General features: G+C 73.4%; 21 protein-coding genes. 6 read left to right on the top strand and 15 right to left on the bottom strand.

From position 1 onward, the window contains the following. Nucleotides 1-33: 33 nt before the first annotated feature. From AC5L30_RS14565 to AC5L30_RS14575, 3 genes are all read left to right on the top strand, one after another. On the top strand, nucleotides 34-663 hold the full coding sequence (locus AC5L30_RS14565; protein WP_494867777.1) for a TIGR03085 family metal-binding protein: 630 nt from the start codon (nucleotides 34-36) through the stop codon (nucleotides 661-663). A gap of 198 nt (nucleotides 664-861) precedes the next feature. Beyond that, nucleotides 862-1,737: a terpene synthase family protein gene (locus AC5L30_RS14570; RefSeq protein WP_494867779.1), complete on the top strand. Its 876-nt coding sequence runs from the start codon at nucleotides 862-864 to the stop codon at nucleotides 1,735-1,737. A gap of 138 nt (nucleotides 1,738-1,875) precedes the next feature. After that, a complete protein-coding gene (locus AC5L30_RS14575; RefSeq protein WP_494867780.1) occupies nucleotides 1,876-3,702 on the top strand; it encodes an AMP-dependent synthetase/ligase in 1,827 nt (608 codons plus the stop codon). Nucleotides 3,703-3,768: 66 nt separating this feature from the next. Here AC5L30_RS14575 and yczR read toward each other — a convergent pair whose 3' ends face one another. Continuing rightward, nucleotides 3,769-5,223, bottom strand: a complete 1,455-nt coding sequence (yczR, locus tag AC5L30_RS14580; RefSeq protein ID WP_494867781.1) for a MocR-like transcription factor YczR — start codon at nucleotides 5,221-5,223, stop codon at nucleotides 3,769-3,771. Nucleotides 5,224-5,282: 59 nt separating this feature from the next. Between yczR and yczE the strand changes: the two genes are divergently transcribed. Together yczE and AC5L30_RS14590 are read left to right on the top strand one after the other, a co-directional pair. Further along, complete coding sequence (gene yczE, locus AC5L30_RS14585) at nucleotides 5,283-5,954, top strand: membrane protein YczE (RefSeq protein WP_494867782.1); 672 nt, start codon at nucleotides 5,283-5,285, stop codon at nucleotides 5,952-5,954. A gap of 101 nt (nucleotides 5,955-6,055) precedes the next feature. Continuing rightward, nucleotides 6,056-6,517: a hypothetical protein gene (locus AC5L30_RS14590; RefSeq protein ID WP_357712758.1), complete on the top strand. Its 462-nt coding sequence runs from the start codon at nucleotides 6,056-6,058 to the stop codon at nucleotides 6,515-6,517. Between the two features lie 5 nt (nucleotides 6,518-6,522). On the opposite strand, the gene hisF is transcribed toward AC5L30_RS14590, so the two are convergent. From hisF to hisD, 12 genes are all read right to left on the bottom strand, one after another. Continuing rightward, on the bottom strand, nucleotides 6,523-7,290 hold the full coding sequence (gene hisF, locus AC5L30_RS14595) for an imidazole glycerol phosphate synthase subunit HisF (protein WP_112582731.1): 768 nt from the start codon (nucleotides 7,288-7,290) through the stop codon (nucleotides 6,523-6,525). 73 nt (nucleotides 7,291-7,363) lie between these two features. Further along, complete coding sequence (locus AC5L30_RS14600; RefSeq protein ID WP_494867784.1) at nucleotides 7,364-8,359, bottom strand: NADP-dependent oxidoreductase; 996 nt, start codon at nucleotides 8,357-8,359, stop codon at nucleotides 7,364-7,366. Nucleotides 8,360-8,406: 47 nt separating this feature from the next. Continuing rightward, nucleotides 8,407-8,838: an organic hydroperoxide resistance protein gene (locus AC5L30_RS14605; RefSeq protein ID WP_494867962.1), complete on the bottom strand. Its 432-nt coding sequence runs from the start codon at nucleotides 8,836-8,838 to the stop codon at nucleotides 8,407-8,409. 5 nt (nucleotides 8,839-8,843) lie between these two features. Beyond that, on the bottom strand, nucleotides 8,844-9,290 hold the full coding sequence (locus tag AC5L30_RS14610) for a MarR family winged helix-turn-helix transcriptional regulator (RefSeq protein ID WP_494867785.1): 447 nt from the start codon (nucleotides 9,288-9,290) through the stop codon (nucleotides 8,844-8,846). Between the two features lie 81 nt (nucleotides 9,291-9,371). Continuing rightward, nucleotides 9,372-9,761 (bottom strand): RidA family protein, encoded by a 390-nt coding sequence (locus AC5L30_RS14615; RefSeq protein WP_350861187.1) that lies wholly within the window; start codon nucleotides 9,759-9,761, stop codon nucleotides 9,372-9,374. Then, the gene (gene priA / locus AC5L30_RS14620; protein ID WP_238661682.1) at nucleotides 9,758-10,483 is read right to left on the bottom strand and encodes a bifunctional 1-(5-phosphoribosyl)-5-((5-phosphoribosylamino)methylideneamino)imidazole-4-carboxamide isomerase/phosphoribosylanthranilate isomerase PriA; all 726 of its coding nucleotides are present in this window, start codon (nucleotides 10,481-10,483) and stop codon (nucleotides 9,758-9,760) included. Before priA ends, AC5L30_RS14615 begins: the two co-directional genes overlap by 4 nt. Before the next feature lie 14 nt (nucleotides 10,484-10,497). Then, nucleotides 10,498-10,821, bottom strand: a complete 324-nt coding sequence (locus tag AC5L30_RS14625; RefSeq protein ID WP_184177053.1) for a hypothetical protein — start codon at nucleotides 10,819-10,821, stop codon at nucleotides 10,498-10,500. Between the two features lie 36 nt (nucleotides 10,822-10,857). Next, the gene (gene hisH, locus AC5L30_RS14630; RefSeq protein WP_494867787.1) at nucleotides 10,858-11,490 is read right to left on the bottom strand and encodes an imidazole glycerol phosphate synthase subunit HisH; all 633 of its coding nucleotides are present in this window, start codon (nucleotides 11,488-11,490) and stop codon (nucleotides 10,858-10,860) included. 13 nt (nucleotides 11,491-11,503) lie between these two features. Continuing rightward, nucleotides 11,504-11,674: a hypothetical protein gene (locus AC5L30_RS14635; RefSeq protein ID WP_494867788.1), complete on the bottom strand. Its 171-nt coding sequence runs from the start codon at nucleotides 11,672-11,674 to the stop codon at nucleotides 11,504-11,506. 58 nt (nucleotides 11,675-11,732) lie between these two features. Beyond that, the gene (gene hisB / locus AC5L30_RS14640; RefSeq protein ID WP_030334475.1) at nucleotides 11,733-12,344 is read right to left on the bottom strand and encodes an imidazoleglycerol-phosphate dehydratase HisB; all 612 of its coding nucleotides are present in this window, start codon (nucleotides 12,342-12,344) and stop codon (nucleotides 11,733-11,735) included. Beyond that, nucleotides 12,344-13,414: a histidinol-phosphate transaminase gene (locus AC5L30_RS14645; protein ID WP_494867790.1), complete on the bottom strand. Its 1,071-nt coding sequence runs from the start codon at nucleotides 13,412-13,414 to the stop codon at nucleotides 12,344-12,346. Before AC5L30_RS14645 ends, hisB begins: the two co-directional genes overlap by 1 nt. A gap of 76 nt (nucleotides 13,415-13,490) precedes the next feature. Continuing rightward, complete coding sequence (gene hisD / locus AC5L30_RS14650) at nucleotides 13,491-14,813, bottom strand: histidinol dehydrogenase (protein ID WP_494867791.1); 1,323 nt, start codon at nucleotides 14,811-14,813, stop codon at nucleotides 13,491-13,493. Nucleotides 14,814-14,919: 106 nt separating this feature from the next. Between hisD and AC5L30_RS14655 the strand changes: the two genes are divergently transcribed. Further along, nucleotides 14,920-15,624, top strand: coding sequence for an LON peptidase substrate-binding domain-containing protein (locus AC5L30_RS14655; RefSeq protein WP_494867793.1), 705 nt, complete (start codon nucleotides 14,920-14,922; stop codon nucleotides 15,622-15,624). Here AC5L30_RS14655 and AC5L30_RS14660 read toward each other — a convergent pair. Together AC5L30_RS14660 and AC5L30_RS14665 are read right to left on the bottom strand one after the other, a co-directional pair. After that, nucleotides 15,539-16,303: a DUF2567 domain-containing protein gene (locus AC5L30_RS14660; protein WP_494867795.1), complete on the bottom strand. Its 765-nt coding sequence runs from the start codon at nucleotides 16,301-16,303 to the stop codon at nucleotides 15,539-15,541. The two genes, AC5L30_RS14655 and AC5L30_RS14660, sit on opposite strands and share 86 nt — an antisense overlap. A gap of 302 nt (nucleotides 16,304-16,605) precedes the next feature. Then, complete coding sequence (locus AC5L30_RS14665; protein WP_494867796.1) at nucleotides 16,606-18,312, bottom strand: MinD/ParA family ATP-binding protein; 1,707 nt, start codon at nucleotides 18,310-18,312, stop codon at nucleotides 16,606-16,608. Nucleotides 18,313-18,348: the final 36 nt, after the last annotated feature.

Genomic DNA, 18,348 nt, shown 5'->3' on the forward strand with positions numbered 1-18,348 from the left:
GCGCCGGCGGGCCAAGCGGCCTACGATCGGGCCATGCCGCGGTACGCCCGAGCCGAGCGCGAGGCGCTGGCCGATCTTTTGCTGGCCCTCGGGCCAGCCGCTCCGACGATCAACGAGGGCTGGGCGACCCGTGACCTCGCCGCGCATCTGGTGCTGCGGGAGCGCCGTCCGGACGCGGCGGGTGGGATCGTGCTGCCGCCGCTGCGCGGTTACGCCGAGCGGGTCCGTCGGCGACTGGCCGCACAGCCCTACCCCGACCTGGTGGCGCAGGTGCGGCGACCGCCGCTGTGGAGCCCGGTCAGCAACCCGCTGACCGACGAGCTGGCCAACACGATGGAGTTCTTCATCCATCACGAGGACGTCAGACGGGCCGGCGCGGGGTGGCAGCCGCGCGATCTGCCCACCGGCATGCAGAGCGCGCTCTGGAAACGCGCCGCCCCGATGGCCCGGCTGGCACTGCGCCGCTTTCCGGCGGACCTCTACGTGCAGGCCCCCGGCCACGGTGAGCTCTCCCTCGGTCGCGGCGGTGAGCCGTTGCGCCTGGTCGGCGCCCCGGCCGAGCTGGTGCTGTTCTGCTCCGGCCGGCAACGGGTGGCCCGGGTCCAGCTGAACGGTTCGGCGGAGGCGGCTCGGCGGCTGCGCGCCGCCAACCTGGGCATGTGACTGCTTGTACGTAAACGGTCACCAAAGAGCTGTGTAATTCCCCACACCCAGCGAACACGCTGATACCTCCTCCCGTACGCTTCACCGCGCCGCTCCGCGCCGAGCGGCACGAAGTGGGGGCGCATTGTGCGGGACTTCGCGATTTCGGCGCTGCGGGAACCCCCGTTTCCCACGGGCCGCCATCGGGCCACGGACCAGGTGGCGAGCGAGAGCGTCGAGTGGGCGCGCGCGTTCGGGCTGGTCGATTCCAGCCAACGGGTGCACCGCCTGGAACGGGCCGACGCCGCCGGACTGGCCGGCCGCGCCTGCCCGGACGGCTCGGTGGAGGGGCTGCGGCTGCTCACCGACCTGATCAGCTGGCTCTTCGTCATGGACGACGCCTGCGACGAGGACGGCCTCGGCGCCGACCCGGTCCGACTCGGTCCGGCGATCAGCACCCTGCTCGACGTGCTGGACCGCTGCGGTGACCCGGACGTCGTACCGCCCGCCGTCGGGCCACTGGGTGACGCGCTGCACGACCTCTGCCGCCGGACCCGGCTGCACGACCACGCGTCACTGCTGCTGCGGTTCGTCAGCCAGATGCGCGAGTACCTGTTGGCGCTGCTCTGGGAGGCGGGCAACCGGGAACGTCGGCGGGTACCCGAGGTGGCGGAGTACGTCCAGCTGCGCCGGCACATCGGCGGGGTGCACCCCTGCCTCACCCTGACCGACCTGGCGTCGACGCGGCCCTCCGGGCCAGCCCAGCGCGCCGACCCCGGGCTGGTCGCCCTGGACCTGTTGGCGGTGGACCTGGTCTGCTGGTGCAACGACCTCTTCTCCTACGGCAAGGAGAGCCGGTCCGACCCGGACGCGCACAACCTGGTCACGGTGATCGCCCAGCACAGCGACGCGGACGAGGCGACCGCGCTCCGCAGCGCGGCGCACCGGTTCAACCAGGGGCTGGCGACGTACCTGGACTCGGAGGAGGCGCTCCGTGCCGCCGGCGACGACGGGATCCGCGACGCGTTGGCCGCCCGGCGCAACTGGGTCCGGGCCACCTACGACTGGTCAGTGGTGGCCGCCCGGTACGCCTGATCCGACCGTACCGGTTGGCGCAATGGGCCGGCCGGACGATCACCGGGGCTAGCCGATGCACGCCGACAGGCAATACTCTTCGGTAACCATCATGACGTGACGACCGTCACGCCACCACCCCCGAAGGCGGCTACAGCGATGGCTCTCGATGTACCGTACCGCTCCATCCCGGACATGTTCCTCAAGCGCGTGGCGGCCACCCCCGACCGGTTCGCGTTCGCGTCCCCGAACCCCGACGACTCGGGGCCCGTCTGGCTGACCTGGGCGCAGGTCGGCCAGCGCGCCAAGGCGGTCGCCGCCGGCCTGCACGGCCTGGGCGTCGGCCAGGAGGACCCGGTCGCGATCCTCGCCAACACCCGGCTGGAGTGGGTGATCGCCGACCTCGGCATCATGTGCGCCGGCGGCGCGACCACCACCGTCTACCCGACCACCGAGCCGGCCGACGCGACCTACATCATCGCCGACTCCGGGTCGAAGGTGCTGTTCGCGGAGAACCCGGCCCAGGCGGCAAAGATCGCTGGCGCGACCCTGCCCGCGCTCACCCACGTGGTGCTCCTCGACGGCGTCGCCGACCCGGCCGCCGCGATCCCGCAGTTGACGCTCGCCGAGCTGGAGGAGCGCGGCACCCAGGCGCTGGCCGCCGAGCCGGATCTGATCGACATGCTGGTGGCCGGCATCGGCCCGGACCACCTGGCCACGCTGATCTACACCTCCGGCACCACCGGCCAACCCAAGGGCGTCGAGCTGCTGCACGGCGGCTGGTGCTGGGAGGCCGTGGCGCAGGCGGAGGTCGGGCTACTGCGCGACGACGACCTCCAGTACCTGTGGCTGCCGCTGGCCCACTCGTTCGGCAAGACCCTGCTCTGCGGCGCCATCCACGTCGGCCTGCCCACCTACGTCGACGGGCGGGTGGACAAGCTGGTCGACCTCCTCTCGGTCATCCGTCCGACGCTGATGTGCGGCGCTCCCCGGGTGTTCGAGAAGGTCTACAACAAGGCCGTGACCACCGCGCAGGGCGCCGGCGGCGCGAAGGCGAAGATCTTCGGCTGGGCCGTCGGCGTCGGCAAGGAGAAGGTCACCCTCGAGCAGGCCGGCAAGCCGGTGCCGGCCGGGCTGAAACTGCGCTACGGGCTGGCCGAGAAGCTGGTGTTCAGCAAGCTCCAGGCCCGCCTGGGCGGCCGGATGCGGGTGCTGGTGTCCGGCGCCGCACCGCTCAGTCCGGAGATCGCCACCTTCTTCGCCGCCGCGAACCTGCCGATCTCCGAGGGCTACGGCCTGACCGAGACCAGCGCCGGCAACTTCGTCAACCCCCCGGCCGGGCTGCGGATCGGCACCGTGGGCCGGGCGATGGGCGACCTGGAGTGCCGGATCGACACCGACGGGGAGATCCTGGTGCGGGGTCGGCCGGTGATGCGCGGCTACCACAACCTGCCGGAGGAGACCGCCGCCTCGTTCACCGAGGACGGCTTCTTCCGCACCGGTGACATCGGCACCCTCGACGAGCAGGGCTACCTCCGCATCACCGACCGCAAGAAGGACCTGGTCAAGACCTCGGGCGGCAAATACATCGCGCCGTCGCACATCGAGGGCATGTTCAAGGCCATCTGCCCGTACACCTCGCAGGCGGTCGTCGTCGGTCAGGCCCGCAACTTCTGCACGATGCTGGTCACCCTCGACCCGGACGCGATCCGGGGCTGGGTCGCCGGCGGGCCCCTCGAAGGGCGCAGCTACACCGAGATCGTCGCCTCGGCTGAGGCCCAGACGATGGTCGAGGAGTACGTCGCCCAGCTCAACGCCAAGCTCAACCGCTGGGAGACGATCAAGAAGGTGGCCATCCTGCCGCGCGACCTGACGATCGAGGACGGCGAGATCACCCCGTCGTTGAAGATCAAGCGGCGTGGGGTGGAGAGCAACTTCGCCGCCGAGATCGACAAGATGTACGCCGGCACCCTCGCCGAGCTCTGACGCGTCGCCGGTGGCCTCGTACCCGCTCGGGGTGCGGGGCCACCGGCGTTCGTGGCAGCGGGGCGCTCAGGCGATGACGGCGGGCTCGCGCCACCGCTGCCGGCCAGCCCGGTCCAGGTCGTAGCGGATCGCCGCGATCCGCCCGACGGCCTCCACAAGGTCCGCCGCGGGCAGGGTGAACGGCAGCCGCAGGAAGCGCTCCAGGGTGCCGTCCAGGCCGAACCGGGGGCCGGGTGCCAGCCGTACGCCGGCCTCCTCCGCGGCCCGGGCCAGCGCGCTCGAGACCGGGCCGTCCAACTCGGCCCACAGTGTCACCCCACCCCGTGGCACGGTGACCCGCCACTCCGGCAGCCGGTGCGCCAGCGCGCCGAGCAGGGCGTCGCGCTGGACGGCCAACTGGACGCGGCGGTCGGCGACGATCGCCTCGGCGTCGGCGAGCAGGTGCACCGCGACCAGTTGGTCCAGCACCGGGCTGGCCATGTCGACCCCGACCCGCACGGCGGCCAGCCGCTGCACCTGCGGCGCGGACGCGCGCACCCAGCCGATCCGCAGGCCACCCCAGTAGGGCTTGCTCATCCCCCCGATGCTGATCACCCGGCTGTGCCGGTCGTAGGTGGCCACCGGGGGCGGTAGCTCGGTGTCGTCCATCGACAGGTCCACGAAGGACTCGTCGATGATCAGATCGGTGCCGACCGCGTGCGCGGCGGCCACCACGCGCTCGCGCAGCGAGGCGGGCATCAGGTGCCCTGTCGGGTTCTGGAACTCCGGAATCAGGTAGGCCAGCTTGGGCCGGGTCTGCCGGAGACTGCCCAGCAGCAGGTCGGGCTCCCAGCCGGCGTCGGCGGCCAGACCGTGGGTGGTGATCCGGGCCCGCCGGCCGGCCAGCGCGGCGAGGGCGTTGGGGTAGGTCGGGGACTCGACCAGCACGGCGCCGCCCGGGGCCAGGGCGAGCCGCAGCACCAGATCCAGTGCGTGCTGGGTGCCGCTGGTGACCATGATCTGGTCGGCCGAGGTGGGCAGACCTCGGGCGGTGTACGCGTCGGCCACCGCCTCGCGCAGCTCGATGATGCCGGTCGGGTGGTAACCGGCCCCGCTCAGGTAGCGGGGCAGGTCCTCGGTGGCGGCCCGAGCGGCGGAGAGCAGTTGCGGCGGGGCAGCCAGCGCGGCGACGCCGAGGTCGAGCATCTCCCGGTCGTCCAGCGGGGTCCACAGGCCGGTGCTGGCCACCCGGTGGTTGCCGGGCAGCATCGTCCAGCTGCCGGCGCCCCGACGGCTGGCCAGGTGCCCGGTCTCGCGCAGTTGCCGGTAGGCGGCGGTGACCGTGGTCCGGCTGATCCGCAGCGCCTCGGCCAACTCCCGTTCGGCCGGCAGGCGGACGCCCAGCGGCAGCCGGCCGTCGGCGAGCAGCCCGCGTACCGAGCCGGCCAGAGCGGCGTAGTCGGGGCTGCGGCGGCGGCCCGGCAGGGCATGCCACTGCCCGAGCAGACGGGCCAATTGGACGCCGCGCACCTGCCCGGTCATAGCCACTCCTCGGATATTGGCTCCTTCCTCGACGAGGATTGGCACCTAGGGTGGCATGCATGGCACTGCTTGGCAATCTGCGGCACCGGCCGGTTCGACGGTTGGTCCAGCTCTACCTCGGGCTCGCGCTCTACGGCGTCAGCATGGCCCTGATGATCCGCTCCCACCTGGGCCTCGACCCGTGGGACGTGTTCCACCAGGGGCTCTCAAAGCTGACCGGGCTCTCCTTCGGCACGGTCACCATCGGCGTCGGCGCGCTGGTCCTGCTGCTCTGGATCCCGCTGCGACAGCGACCCGGCCTCGGTACGGTCAGCAACGTCGTGGTGATTGGCCTCGTCGTGGACGCCACCCTGGCCCTGCTGCCCGCGGGTGGCCCGCTCAGCGTCCGGATCGCGATGCTGATTACCGGGATCGTCGCCAACGGCGCCGCCACCGCTCTCTACCTCGGCGCCCGGCTGGGGCCCGGCCCCCGCGACGGCCTGATGACCGGGTACGTGGCCCGCCGGCCCGGCCGGTCGGTCCGGCTGGTGCGCACCGTCATCGAGATCACCGTGCTGGCGCTCGGCTGGCTGCTCGGCGGCAAGGTCGGCCTGGGCACCGTCGCGTACGCGCTGGCCATCGGTCCGTTGGCGCAGTTCTTCATCCCGCTGTTCGCCGTGCCGGAAGGCACCGAACCCGATCGCGCCGCGCCCCCGCCCGGTAGCGCCGCGCCGGCCGCCCCCACCGGCTGAACCCTCACCGACCGTCCGCGAACCGGTACGTGGCGGTGGTGCTGCGTACCGGTTGGAGGGTGGGTGTTCCCTTCCGCGACGCGCGCCGTCATCATCTCTGCATGGGGGAGAACGGTTGGCGCTGGACGGACGCCTGGATCTTCGTTTCGCTCGTCATCGCGAGCGGGGCCGGACGGCACCGTCGGTCGGCGACAAGTCGACGGCCGGAGGGCGTCCGCCTGACCGACGTGCTCTCCACCGCCGACCACCTCAACCACGCGATCCCGCAGCGACACGAGGTGGAGGCCGCCGTCCAGCGGCTGGTCGGCGCCGGGCTGGTCAGCGTCGCCGACGGCTGGTTCAGGATCACCGCCGAGGGTGAGCAGCTCTGGCGTACCCGCCCCCGCGCGGGCGTGGCGACCATGGTGGACACCGTGCAGGGTGTGTTGACCCGCCGGCACGCGCCCGGCAGCGCCGACTGGATCCTGGACGAGGCCGACCACGCGGCCGCCGTCCAGGAGTACGCGGTCCGTTCGATCCCCACCCCGCGTCGGTCACCGGAGGGGCACTCCGGCGAGCGCTGACCGGCTCAGCGCACCGGATGGCCGCCGAGGCGCAGCGCGTCCTTGACCTCGGCGACGGTCAGCTCGCCGAAGTGGAAGACGCTGGCGGCGAGCACCGCGTCCGCGCCAGCGCCGATCGCGGGCGGAAAGTGGGCCACCTCGCCGGCGCCCCCACTGGCCACCACCGGCACGTCCACCACCGCTCGCACCGCGGCGATCAACTCCAGGTCGAAGCCGGCCTTGGTGCCGTCGGCGTCCATCGAGTTGAGCAGGATCTCGCCCGCGCCCAATTCGGCGCCCCGGTGCGCCCACCACACGGCGTCGATGCCGGTGCCGCGGCGACCGCCGTGCGTGGTGACCTCGAAGCCACTGGGCGTGCCGCCGTTCGGTGACCGGCGCACGTCGAGGGAGAGCACGAGCACCTGCCGGCCGAACCGATCGGCGATCTCGGCGATCAGCTCCGGACGGGCGATGGCGGCGGTGTTCACGCCGACCTTGTCCGCCCCGGCGCGCAGCAGCGTGTCCACGTCGGCGACCTGCCGGACCCCACCGCCGACGGTCAGCGGGATGAACACCGACTCGGCGGTGCGGCGCACCACGTCGAGCATGGTGCCCCGGTCGCTGGAGGACGCGGTGACGTCGAGGAAGGTCAACTCGTCCGCGCCGGCCCGGTCGTACGCGGCGGCCAGCTCCACCGGGTCGCCGGCGTCCCGCAGGTCGAGGAAGTTGACCCCCTTGACCACCCGCCCGGCGTCCACGTCCAGACAGGGGATCACCCGTACCGCCACCGTCATGCCGCGAGCCTATCCTCCGCACGCGGCACGGCGGTCGACCCGATCGGGTCGACCGCCGTGTGGGAGGCCCGCGTCACACCTTGACGAGCATCTTGCCGAGGTTGTCGCCGCGCAGCAGGCCGAGGAACGCGGCCGGGGCGTTCTCGATGCCGTCCACGATCGTCTCGTCGTAGGACAGCGTGCCGTCGCGCAGCCAGCCCGCGACGTCGCGGACGAACGCCGACCGCACGTCGTTGTGGTCGTTGACCAGGAAGCCGCGCAGGGTGAGCCGCTTGCCGATGACCAGCGCCAGGTTGCGTGGCGCGGCCGGCGGCTCGGTGGCGTTGTACTGCGCGATCATGCCGCAGATGGCGGCCCGGCCGTGCAGGTTCATGGCCGAGATCGCCGCCTCCAGGTGGTCGCCGCCGACATTGTCGAAGTAGACGTCGACGCCGTCCGGGGCGGCGGCCCGCAGCGACTCGCGGACCCCGTCGTGGTAGTCGAAGGCGGCGTCGAAGCCCAGCGAACGCAGCCGCTCGACCTTGGCCGGCGAGCCGGCGCTGCCGATCACCCGACCGGCGCCCTTGAGCTTGGCGATCTGGCCGACCAGGCTGCCCACCGCGCCGGCCGCGGCGGAGACGAAGACCGTCTCGCCCGGCTTCATCGCGGCCACCTTCAGCAGCCCGGCGTACGCGGTCAACCCGGTCATGCCGAGCACGCTCAGGTACGCGCTGACCGGGGCGATGCTCGGGTCGACCGGACGGGCGGCGGCGGCGTCGAGCAGCGCGTACTCCCGCCAGCCCAGCCCGTGCAGGACGGTGGCCCCGACGGCGATGCCCGCCGCCTCGCTGGCCACCACCTCGCCGATCGCGCCGCCGTCCAGCGGCGCGTCGAGCGCGAACGGCGCCACGTACGACTTGACGTCGTTCATCCGGCCGCGCATGTACGGGTCGACGGACATGTACTGGTTGCGGACCACGATCTGGCCCGGTCCCGGCGTCGGAACCTGGGTCTCGACGAGCCGGAAGGTGTCCTCGGTGGGCCAGCCCTGGGGGCGGCTGGCCAGGTGGATCTCGCGGTTACTGGTCACGGGGTGGTCGTCCTCTCGTCCGCGGGTGGGGGCCTGGGGCCGCGAGGTCACGCGGGCAGGGTCTCGCGGACGGTCCGCGTGACGTCGACGTTGCCACGGGTGGCGTTGGAGTACGGGCAGACCTGGTGGGCCTGCTCGACCAGTTGCTCGGCGACCTCGCGGGGCGCGGCGGGCAGGTCGACGACGAGCTGCACGGTGAGACCGAAGCCGCCGCTGCCGTTCGGGCCGATGCCCACCTCGGCGCCGACCACGGAACCGGTCACGTCGGCCTTGGCCCGGCGGGCCACCAGCCGCAGCGCGCTGTGGAAGCAGGCCGCGTAGCCGGCGGCGAAGAGCTGCTCGGGGTTGGCCGCGCCGCCGGCGCCGCCCATCTCCTTCGGCACGGCCAGGTCGAGCGCGAACGTGCTGTCGGAGGTCTCGACGTGGCCGTCGCGGCCGTCGCCGCTGGCGGTCGCGGACGCGGTGTAGAGCACCTGCATGGTGGTCACTGCTCCTTCTGTCGGTGGATGGTGTCGGTGACCCGGGTGAGGGTGTCGCGCAGCGCGACCAGCTCGCCGAAGCCGAGGCCGGTGGCCTGCGCGATCCGCAGCGGAACGTCGCAGAGCCGCTCGCGCAGCGCCCGGCCCTGCTCGGTGAGGCCCACCTCGACCCGCCGCTCGTCGCGGGCCGACCGCCGGCGCACCACCAGGCCCGCCCCCTCCAGCCGCTTGAGCAGCGGGGAGAGCGTGCCGGAGTCGAGCCGCAGCTCGGCGCCCAACTCGGACACGGTGGGGGCGTCGTCGGGACGCTCCCAGAGCACCAGCAGCACCAGGTACTGCGGGTAGGTCAACCCGGCCTCGTCGAGGATCGGCCGGTAGACGTCGGTCAGTGCGCGCGACGCGGCGTAGAGCGCGAAGCACACCTGCCGGCGCAGCACCAGGTCATCGGTCACCGCTGAACCGTAGGCCACAATTAAGTTGTGCACAATTTATCGAGCCGCAGACCGACCAGCACGCCGCCCGGGGCGGGCACCTCAGCGATCGCCGAGGTACGCCTCCAACTCCACCTCCACCAGGTGCTCCGGGTCGAGCAGACCGGCCACCACCACCAGGGTCGCCGCCGGCCGGACCGCGCCGAAGACCGCGTTGTGCGCCCGGCCCACCTCGTCGGCGTGCAACCGGTCCGTCACGTACATCCTGGTCCGGACCACGTCGCCCGGCTCCGCACCCACCTCCGCGAGCGCGGCCAACCCGATCCGCAGCGCCTGCGCGGTCTGCGCCGCCGCGTCACCCACGTGCACCACCCGGCCGTCCACCGTCGCCGTGCAGCCGGCCGTCCAGGCCCGCTCACCAGCCCGGACCACCCGGGAGTAGCCGTAGCGCTGCTCCCACGGGCCACCCGACCCGAGCCGGGTCGCCGTCACGCCTCGGCCAGCGTCCGCAGCGCCTCAGCCACCGTGAAGGCGCCCGCGTAGAGCGCCTTGCCGGCGATCACACCCTCCACCCCGGCCGACTCCAGGGTCGCCAACGCCCGCAGGTCGTCCAGGGTGGACACGCCACCGGAGGCGATCACCGGCCGGTCGGTACGAGCACACACCTCACGCAGCAGATCCAGGTTCGGCCCGCGCATCGTGCCGTCCTTGGTGATGTCCGTGACCACATACCGGCTCGCGCCCGCCTTGTCCAGCCGCTCCAGCACCTCGTACAGGTCACCGCCGTCGCGGGTCCAACCCCGCGCCGACAGGGTGTGACCCCGCACGTCCAGCCCGATGGCCACCCGGTCGCCGTACTCCGCGACCACCCGGTCACACCAGACCGGGTCCTCCAGGGCGGCGGTCCCGATGTTCACCCGGGCCGCCCCGGTGCCCAGCGCCGCGCGCAGCGACTCGTCGTCACGGATGCCCCCGGAGAGCTCCACCTTCACGTCCAACTGGCGCACCACCTCCGCGAGCAGGTGCGCGTTGGTGCCCCGACCGAACGCCGCGTCCAGGTCGACCAGGTGGATCCACTCCGCGCCGTCCTGCTGCCAGGCCAGCGCCGCGTCCAGTGGCTCGCCGTAGATGCTCTCGCTTCCGACGGCGCCCTGCACGAGCCGGACGGCACGGCCGTCGGCGACATCCACGGCGGGTAACAGGGTGAGGCTCAAGGTCTTCTCCTCGATCAGGTACGACGGTCCAGGGCGATCACGACGATCGCCGGCAGTACGAGCAGCAAGAGCACGATCAGCGCGATACGCAACGCCAGGTTGTCGACGAACGTCCAGATCAGGATCAACGCCGCGCCGGTGAGCAGCACGATCGCGGCCCGCTCACCCCGAGTGTGCCGGGCCAGCCGCCCGGAGCGACCCCGCCGCAGCCGCGGCGTCAACCTCCGGACCACCGCGCGACGGCGCTGCCGGCGAGCGACCTGGCGCTGCCGTACCGCCCGCTCCCGGGCCTGCTCCGCCTCCCGCTCCGCCCGCCGGCGGGCGCGCTCCCGACTCACCGCGACACCCGCCGCTCGGGCACCGCGTGACGACGCTCAGCCACCGCTGGGCAACGTGGCGAGCCAGTTACGCAGCAGCGCGGCACCGGTGTCGGCGGACTTCTCCGGGTGGAACTGGGCCGCCGACAACGAGCCACGCTCCACCGCCGCGACGAAATCCGTGTCGTGGTGGGCGGTGGTCACCGTGGCGCCGGCAGCGGCCAGCGTCGCCGGGTCGCCCATGGCGTACGAGTGGACGAAATAGAACCGGCTCTGCTCGGTCAACCCGGCGAACAGCACCGACTCACGGGGCGCCCGGACCGTGTTCCAGCCCATGTGCGGCAACCGGGTGGCGGCCAGCCGGGTCACCCCGCCGGGCAGCAGCCCCAGCCCCTTGGTCACCACGCCGTGCTCCTCGCCGTGCTCGAAGAGCACCTGCATTCCCACGCAGATGCCGAGCACCGGCCGGCCGGCAGCCACCCGTTCGGCGATAACCGGGCCGGCGCCCAGCGCCTCGATTCCGGCCATGCACGCCGCGTACGCGCCAACACCCGGCACCACGAGACCATCGGCGGCAGCCGCCGCGGCCAGGTCGTCGGTCACCCGGACGTCCGCTCCGGCGGCGGCCAGCGCCCGCTCCGCCGAGCGCAGGTTGCCCGAGCCGTAGTCGAGCACCACCACGTCACTCATGTCGTCACCCCGATCACCCGTTCTCCGGCAGCAGCCGCAGCACCCCGGCGGCCGTGGCGAGCACCGCGAGCGCCGCGGTGATCAGCACGGCGGCCTTCGGCGCGCCCTGCCGGTAGAGCGACCAGGAGCCACCCACCAGCACCCCGGCCAGGATCAGCAGCAACGTCGGCAACGCGGCACCCATCAGAGCCACCTTTCATTCGCGGCTGCGGGGCTCCGCTGCGCTGCACTCCTCGCGCTCATCAGAGCGCGCCCTTCGTGCTCGGGATCGCCCCGGCCGAACGCGGGTCGATCGAGGTGGCCTCGCGCAACGCCCGGGAGACCGCCTTGAACTGCGCCTCCACCACGTGGTGCGCGTCCGGGTGACCGCCCGGCCGGGCCGCCCGCAGCACGTCGACGTGCAGCGTGACCCGGGCCGCCTGGCCGAAGGACTCCCAGATGTGCCGGGTCATGCTGGTCGCGTACACCGGCCCGATGTAGGGGGCGAGCACCGGCTCGTCGTGCACCACGTACGGCCGACCGGAGAGGTCCACCGCGGCCCGGACCAGCACCTCGTCCATCGGCACGGTCGCCGAGCCGTACCGCCGGATGCCGGCCTTGTCGCCCAGCGCCTGGTCGAACGCCGCGCCCAGGGCGAGCGCGGTGTCCTCGATCGTGTGGTGCGCGTCGATCTCCAGGTCACCCACGGTGCGCACGGTCAGGTCGAAGCCGCCGTGCCGGGCGATCTGGTGCAGCATGTGGTCGTAGAAGCCGACGCCGGTGCTGATCTCGGCGGCGCCGGTCCCGTCGAGATCGATCTCGACGAGAACCTTGGTCTCCTTGGTGATCCGCTCCACCCGGGCGGTCCGACTCATCACAAAGTCTCCATCGCAGAAAGAAAGGCGTCGGTCTCGGCGGCGGTGCCGGCGGTCACCCGCAGCCAGCCGGGCAGGCCGACGTCACGGACCAGCACCCCCTGCGCCAGCAGGGCGTTCCAGACAACGGTCTGGTCGCCGCCCACCTCGAAGAGCACGAAGTTGGCGTCGCTGTCGGCGACCCGCACCCCCCGCTCGCGCAGCGTCGCCACGATCCGGTCCCGCTGCGCCATGATCGCGCTCACCGTACCGAGAAGGGCATCGCGGTGGGCCACCGCCGCGCGCGCGGCGGCCTGGGTGAGCGCGGAGAGATGGTACGGCAAACGGACCAGCTGCACCGCCCGTACCACCGCCGGGTCGGCGGCCAGGTAACCCAGCCGGCCGCCGGCGAAGCCGAACGCCTTGCTCATCGTCCGGGTGACCACCAGTCGCGGGTGGCCGGGCAGCACCGCGAGGGCGCTGACCGTCCCGGGTCGGGCGAACTCGGCGTACGCCTCGTCGACGACCACCATGCCGGGCGCGACGTCGAGCACCGCGGCGATCACCGCCGGGTCCAGTGCCGTGCCGGTGGGGTTGTTCGGCGAGCAGAGGAAGACCACGTCCGGCCGGTGCTCGCGGACCTGGGCCACCGCCTCCTCGGCGGTCAACCCGAAGTCGACGCCGCGCGCGGCGGGCACCCACCGGGTGCTGGTGCCGAGGGCCAGCAGCGGGTGCATCGAGTACGCCGGAACGAAGCCGAGCGCGCTGCGCCCCGGCCCGCCGAACGCCTGGAGCAGTTGCTGCTGGATTTCGTTGGAGCCGTTGGCCGCCCACACCTGCTCGACGGTGAGCCCGTGCCCGAGATATTCGGCCAGGTCGGCGCGGAGCGCCACCGCGTCCCGGTCCGGGTAGCGGTTCAGCTCGCGCAACTCGGCCGCGAGCGCCTTGCCGATCGCCTCGACCACCGGCTCCGGCACCGGGTGGGAGTTCTCGTTGGTGTTGAGCCGCACCGGCACGTCCAGTTGCGGCGCCCCGTACGGCGACAGCCCCCGCAGGTCGGCCCGGATCGGCAGATCGTCCAGGCTGGTCACGCCGCCTCCCCGCTTCGCGACGAGGCGGCGTGACGCATTAAAGGTCTGAGCCAGCTGGTTCGCTCGCTGCGCTCGCTCACGCCGACCCTCCCGGGAAACGGGCCTGGACCGCCTGGCCGTGCGCGGGCAGGTCCTCCACGTTGGCCAGCGTGACCACGTGCGGGGCCACGTCGCGCAGCGCGGTCTCGGTGTATTCGATCAGGTGCACGCCGCGCAGGAAGGACTGCACGGACAGGCCGGAGGAGTGCCGGGCGCAGCCGCCGGTGGGCAGCACGTGGTTGGAGCCGGCGCAGTAGTCGCCGAGCGACACCGGCGACCAGGCGCCCACAAAGATCGCCCCGGCGTTGCGGACCCGCAGCGCCCACTCCCGGGCGTCGACCGTCTGGATCTCCAGGTGCTCGGCCGCGTACGCGTCGACCACCCGCAACCCCGCCTCGAGGTCGTCGACCAGCACCACGCCGCTCTGCTCACCGGTGAGCGCCGTGGTGACCCGCTCGGTGTGCTTGGTCGCCGGCACCTGCCGGGCCAACTCCGCCTCGACCGCCTCGACCAACGCCACCGACGGGGTGACCAGCACGCTCGCGGCGAGCGGGTCGTGCTCGGCCTGACTGATCAGGTCTGCGGCCACGTGCGCCGGGTCGGCCGTGTCGTCGGCCAGGATGGCGATCTCGGTCGGCCCGGCCTCGGCGTCGATGCCGACCACGCCACGCAGCAGCCGCTTGGCCGCGGTCACCCAGATGTTGCCGGGGCCGGTGATCAGGTCGACGGGGTCGCACCGCAGCTCACCCGCCGGGTCCACCGCCGCGCCGTACGCCAGCATCGCCACCGCATGGGCCCCACCCACGGCGTACACCTCGTCGACGCCGAGCAGCGCGCACGCGGCGAGCACCCGGGCGTCGGGCAGGCCGCCGTTGTCCTTCTGCGGCGGGCTGACCACCACCAGCGAGCGCACCCCGGCCGCCTGGGCCGGCACCACGTTCATCACCACGGTCGACGGGTACATCGCCAGGCCACCGGGCACGTAGAGGCCGACCCGGTCGACCGGCAGCCACCGCTCGGTGACCGTGCCGCCGGGCACCACCTGGGTGGTGTGGTCGGTGCGCCGCTGGTCGGCGTGCACCCGACGGGCCCGGGCGATGGACTCCAGCAGCGCGGCACGCACCGCCGGGTCGAGCACCCCCTCCGCCTCGGTGATCGCCTCGACCGGCACCCGCAGCACCTCCGGGGAGATGCCGTCGAATCGTTCGCTTGCCTCCCGGATCGCCGGGTACCCATGCTCACGGACCGCCTCCACCAGGGGCCGGATGCGCTCGACGGCGACGGACACGTCGAGCTGGGCACGGGGCAGCAGGCGGCGCGGGTCACCGAGACCGTCGCGCAGGTCGATCCGATTCAGCACTCTTGCGAGTCTAGGCGGCCGGCCCGACGAGCACCCGAGCCGCCCGTCCGCCGGGACGGTGAGCCGGGCCACGCCCCGGGGGGCGAGATTGGTTAGGCTCGACCATGTGACCGCACGGCTGCCGGTGTTCCCGCTCGCAACGGTGCTCTTTCCCGGGTTGGTGCTGCCGCTGCACATCTTCGAGGAGCGCTACCGGGCGCTGGTCCGACACCTGGTCGACCTGCCCGAGGGCGCCTCGCGGGAGTTCGGCGTGGTGGCCATCCAGGCCGGCTGGGAGGTCGCGCCCGCCGGTCCCGGCGGCCGGGCGACGCCGAGTGGCGGCGAGGTCACGCTGCACGAGGTGGGCTGCACCGCCGAGCTGCGGCAGGTGACCGAGCTGGCCGACGGTGGTTTCGACATCGTCACGGTCGGCCGCCGTCGGTTCCGGATCGCCGAGGTCGACGACAGCGCCGAGCCCTACCTGACCGCTGACGTCGAGTGGCTGCCCGAGCCGGGCGGCCCGGACGAGGTGGCCGATCTGCTGGCCGCCCGGGTGATCGCGGTGTTCCGGCAGTACCTCGGCCTGATCCGTTCCGACCCGGAGGAGATCTCCGAACAGCTGCCGGAGGACCCGACGGTGCTCTCGCACCTGGTGGCGGCCACCGCGGCGCTCACCGTCGACGACCGGCAGCGGCTGCTGGCGATCGACGACACCGCCTCCCGGCTCCGCGCCGAGCTGCGGTTGCTCAACCGCGAGGCGGCTCTGCTGCGTCAGGTGCGGGCGGTTCCGGTGCCGCTGGCGGAGCTGGCGTCCCCGCCGACACCCAACTGAACTCCCCCGGCTCGGGCTCCGGGCGTAGCCCCGGCCAGCGCGACCAACCAGCCAGCAGGGTGTACATGACCGCGGCCCCGAACGCCGGCAGCAGCAGGTTGCCGTGCGGCACCGGCAGCACGCCGAGCAGCCAGTCCACCCCGCCGGCGCGCAGGTCGGCAGGTTTGCTGAAGGCATGTCCGGCCGGGGCGGTGGCCAGCAGCCGGTCGAAGGTGGCCAGGCCGATCCGCCGCCCCACCTGCCAGGCCACCGGCGCGGCGACCAGAGCGCCGAGCACCGCGGCGAGCAGCCCGACCGGGCCGCGCCGCCGACGCAGCACGAACCACAGGGCGAGCGCCACGAGCAGCCCGAAGGCGAGCCCGAGCAGGCTGAACCAGCCGTCGGCGGCGATCGGCTGCTCCGGTTGCGGCTCGGCGTAGATCGCCCCCTCGGCGGTCTTGAGCACCGGGGTGTCCGGCGCGAGCGCGGCCCAGAGCAGCCCGAGCGGAACACCCAGCGTGGCCAGCGCGAGCACGGCACCCAGCACCGTCGCCAGGGCGCGCAGCGGACGCCGCGGCTCGTCGAACCGCAGCTCCAGCGAGCTCTGGTACGCCGCCGAGGCCGGCAGCGGGCCCGGGCCGAACCCGGCCGGCGCTGTCCCGGCCGGCGCTGTCCCGGCCGGCACTGTCCCGGCCGGCACTGTCCCGGCCGGCGCTGTCCCGGCCGGCGCTGTCCCGGCCGGCGCTGTCCCGGCCGGCGCTGTCCCGGCCGGCGCTGTCCCGGCCGGCGCTGTCCCGGCCGGCGCTGTCCCGGCCGGCGCTGTCCCGGCCGGCGCTGTCCCGGCCGGCGGGTCGACCTCCGGCGGTTTCGTGCCCGGCGGACGGGGTGACGCGGGCTGGTCGGGCTCGTCGACGGGCCGCTCAGGGTCGGGGTTGTCCGGGCTCACCCGATGATCCTCTCAGGCCCGGTGCGCGGCGAGGGCCCCGGTGGCGGCAGACCAGCTCACCGGGCGAACGGCTCCACCATCATCGCCGCGGCCCGCAGCCACGCCTGGCGGGTCTCCGGCTGGAGCTGGTGGTACTCGATCGACGACCCGGTCTCCAGAGCCGGGTCGTACGGCACGACGGCCACGCCACGGGTACGGGTGGCGAAGTGCCGCTCCAGGTCGTCCTGGAGCGTCGAGCGACCCGGGGTCGGGCAGGAGATGAGGGTGATCGCGTTGTCCGCCAACTCGCCCATGCCCTCCTCGTGCAGCAGGTCGAGCATCCAGTCCGCGCTGAACGCCGCGTCCTCCCGGGGCACGGTGGTCACCACCAGTTGGTCGGCGGCCTGCATCACGGTGCGCCAGTTGGGGCTCTCCACGTTGTTGCCGGTGTCCACGCAGACCACGTCGTGGGTACGCCGCAGCAACTCCAGCACCCGTCGGACGGTGAACTGGTCCAGTCGCTGGGCGAAGCGCGGGCTCTCCTCGCCGGCCAGCACGTCGTACGAGCCGTCGGAGGCGTGCCGCAGGTAGTCGTCCAGCCGGTCCAGCAGGGTCGCGCCCTCCAGGATCTCGATCTGGGCCAGGTCGCTGATCAGGTGCCGGATCGTCCGGGCGTGCCGGGCGCTGCCGGCGCGCAGGCCGAGGGTGCCGCGCAGCTCGTTGTCGTCCCAGGCCAGCACGCCCTTGCCGCGGACGCTGCCGACCGTCGCCGCGGCGAGCACGGTGGCGGTCGTCTTGTGCACCCCGCCCTTGGGGTTGGCGAAGGCGAACACCCGGGGCGTGCCCAGGTCCCGCTGGAGCACCCCGTTGGCGCGCTCCTGCTCCTGGTCGACGGCCGGTGGGCGCCATTCGATCCGGGCCGGGTAGGCACGTTCGGCGACCGCCGAGCCGACCACCGGGGCGGGTGCCGGGGGGACGGGCGGCGTGACTGGCACGGCGACCGGCGGCGCGGGCGGCGGGGCGACCGGCGGAGGCGGTGGCGCGGCCGCCGGGTAGCCGGTCTCCGGCTGGTAGCCGGTCTCCAGCAGGGCGTAGCGGGACTCCACCGGCGGGTCGCCCGGTCGGTAGCCGTTGTCCAGCAACGCGTAGCGCGACGGGACCGGGTCGGGGGCGCGCGCCGGCGGCTCGGGCTCGGCCCGGTACGTCGGCTCAGCCCGGTAGCCCGGCTCGGCGCGGTAGTCGGGCTCGGCCCGATAGTCCGGCTCGGCCCGGTAGCCGGGCGTGGCGCGGTAGTCCGGCTCGGCGCGGTAGCCCGGCTCGGCCCGATAACCCGGCTCAGCGCGGTAGTCCGGCTGCTCGGTCCGGTACGCCGGCTCCGCTCGATAGTCCGGCTCGGCCCGGTACGCCGGTTCGGCGCGGTAGTCCGGCTCGGCCCGGTACGCCGGCTCGGCGCGGTAGTCGGGCTCGGCCCGATAACCCGGCTCGGCACGGTAGGCGGGGTCGACCCGGTAGGTCGCCTCGGCCCGGTAACCAGGCTCCGCGCCGTACGACAGGTCGGCCGGATGCCCGATGGCGGGTGCCCGACCGGCGTAGCCGTTGGGGGCCGCACGCCGTGGCAGCGGGTCCGGTGGCAGCTCATCGGCGCGCCGTTCCGGCTCGGTCTGCTCCGCGCCGCGACCGCCCAGCCGGGCACGGTCCAACAACGCGCGCCACCGCGGCGCTGGTTCGGCCGGCCGGCCCCAGCCGGTCTCACTGCCCTCCACGGCCCGCCCTCCCAGCGCCATCGATCTCTGTCTGACAGGCTACGAACCCAACCCTAT

The organism is Micromonospora sp. BQ32, from assembly GCF_059358895.1.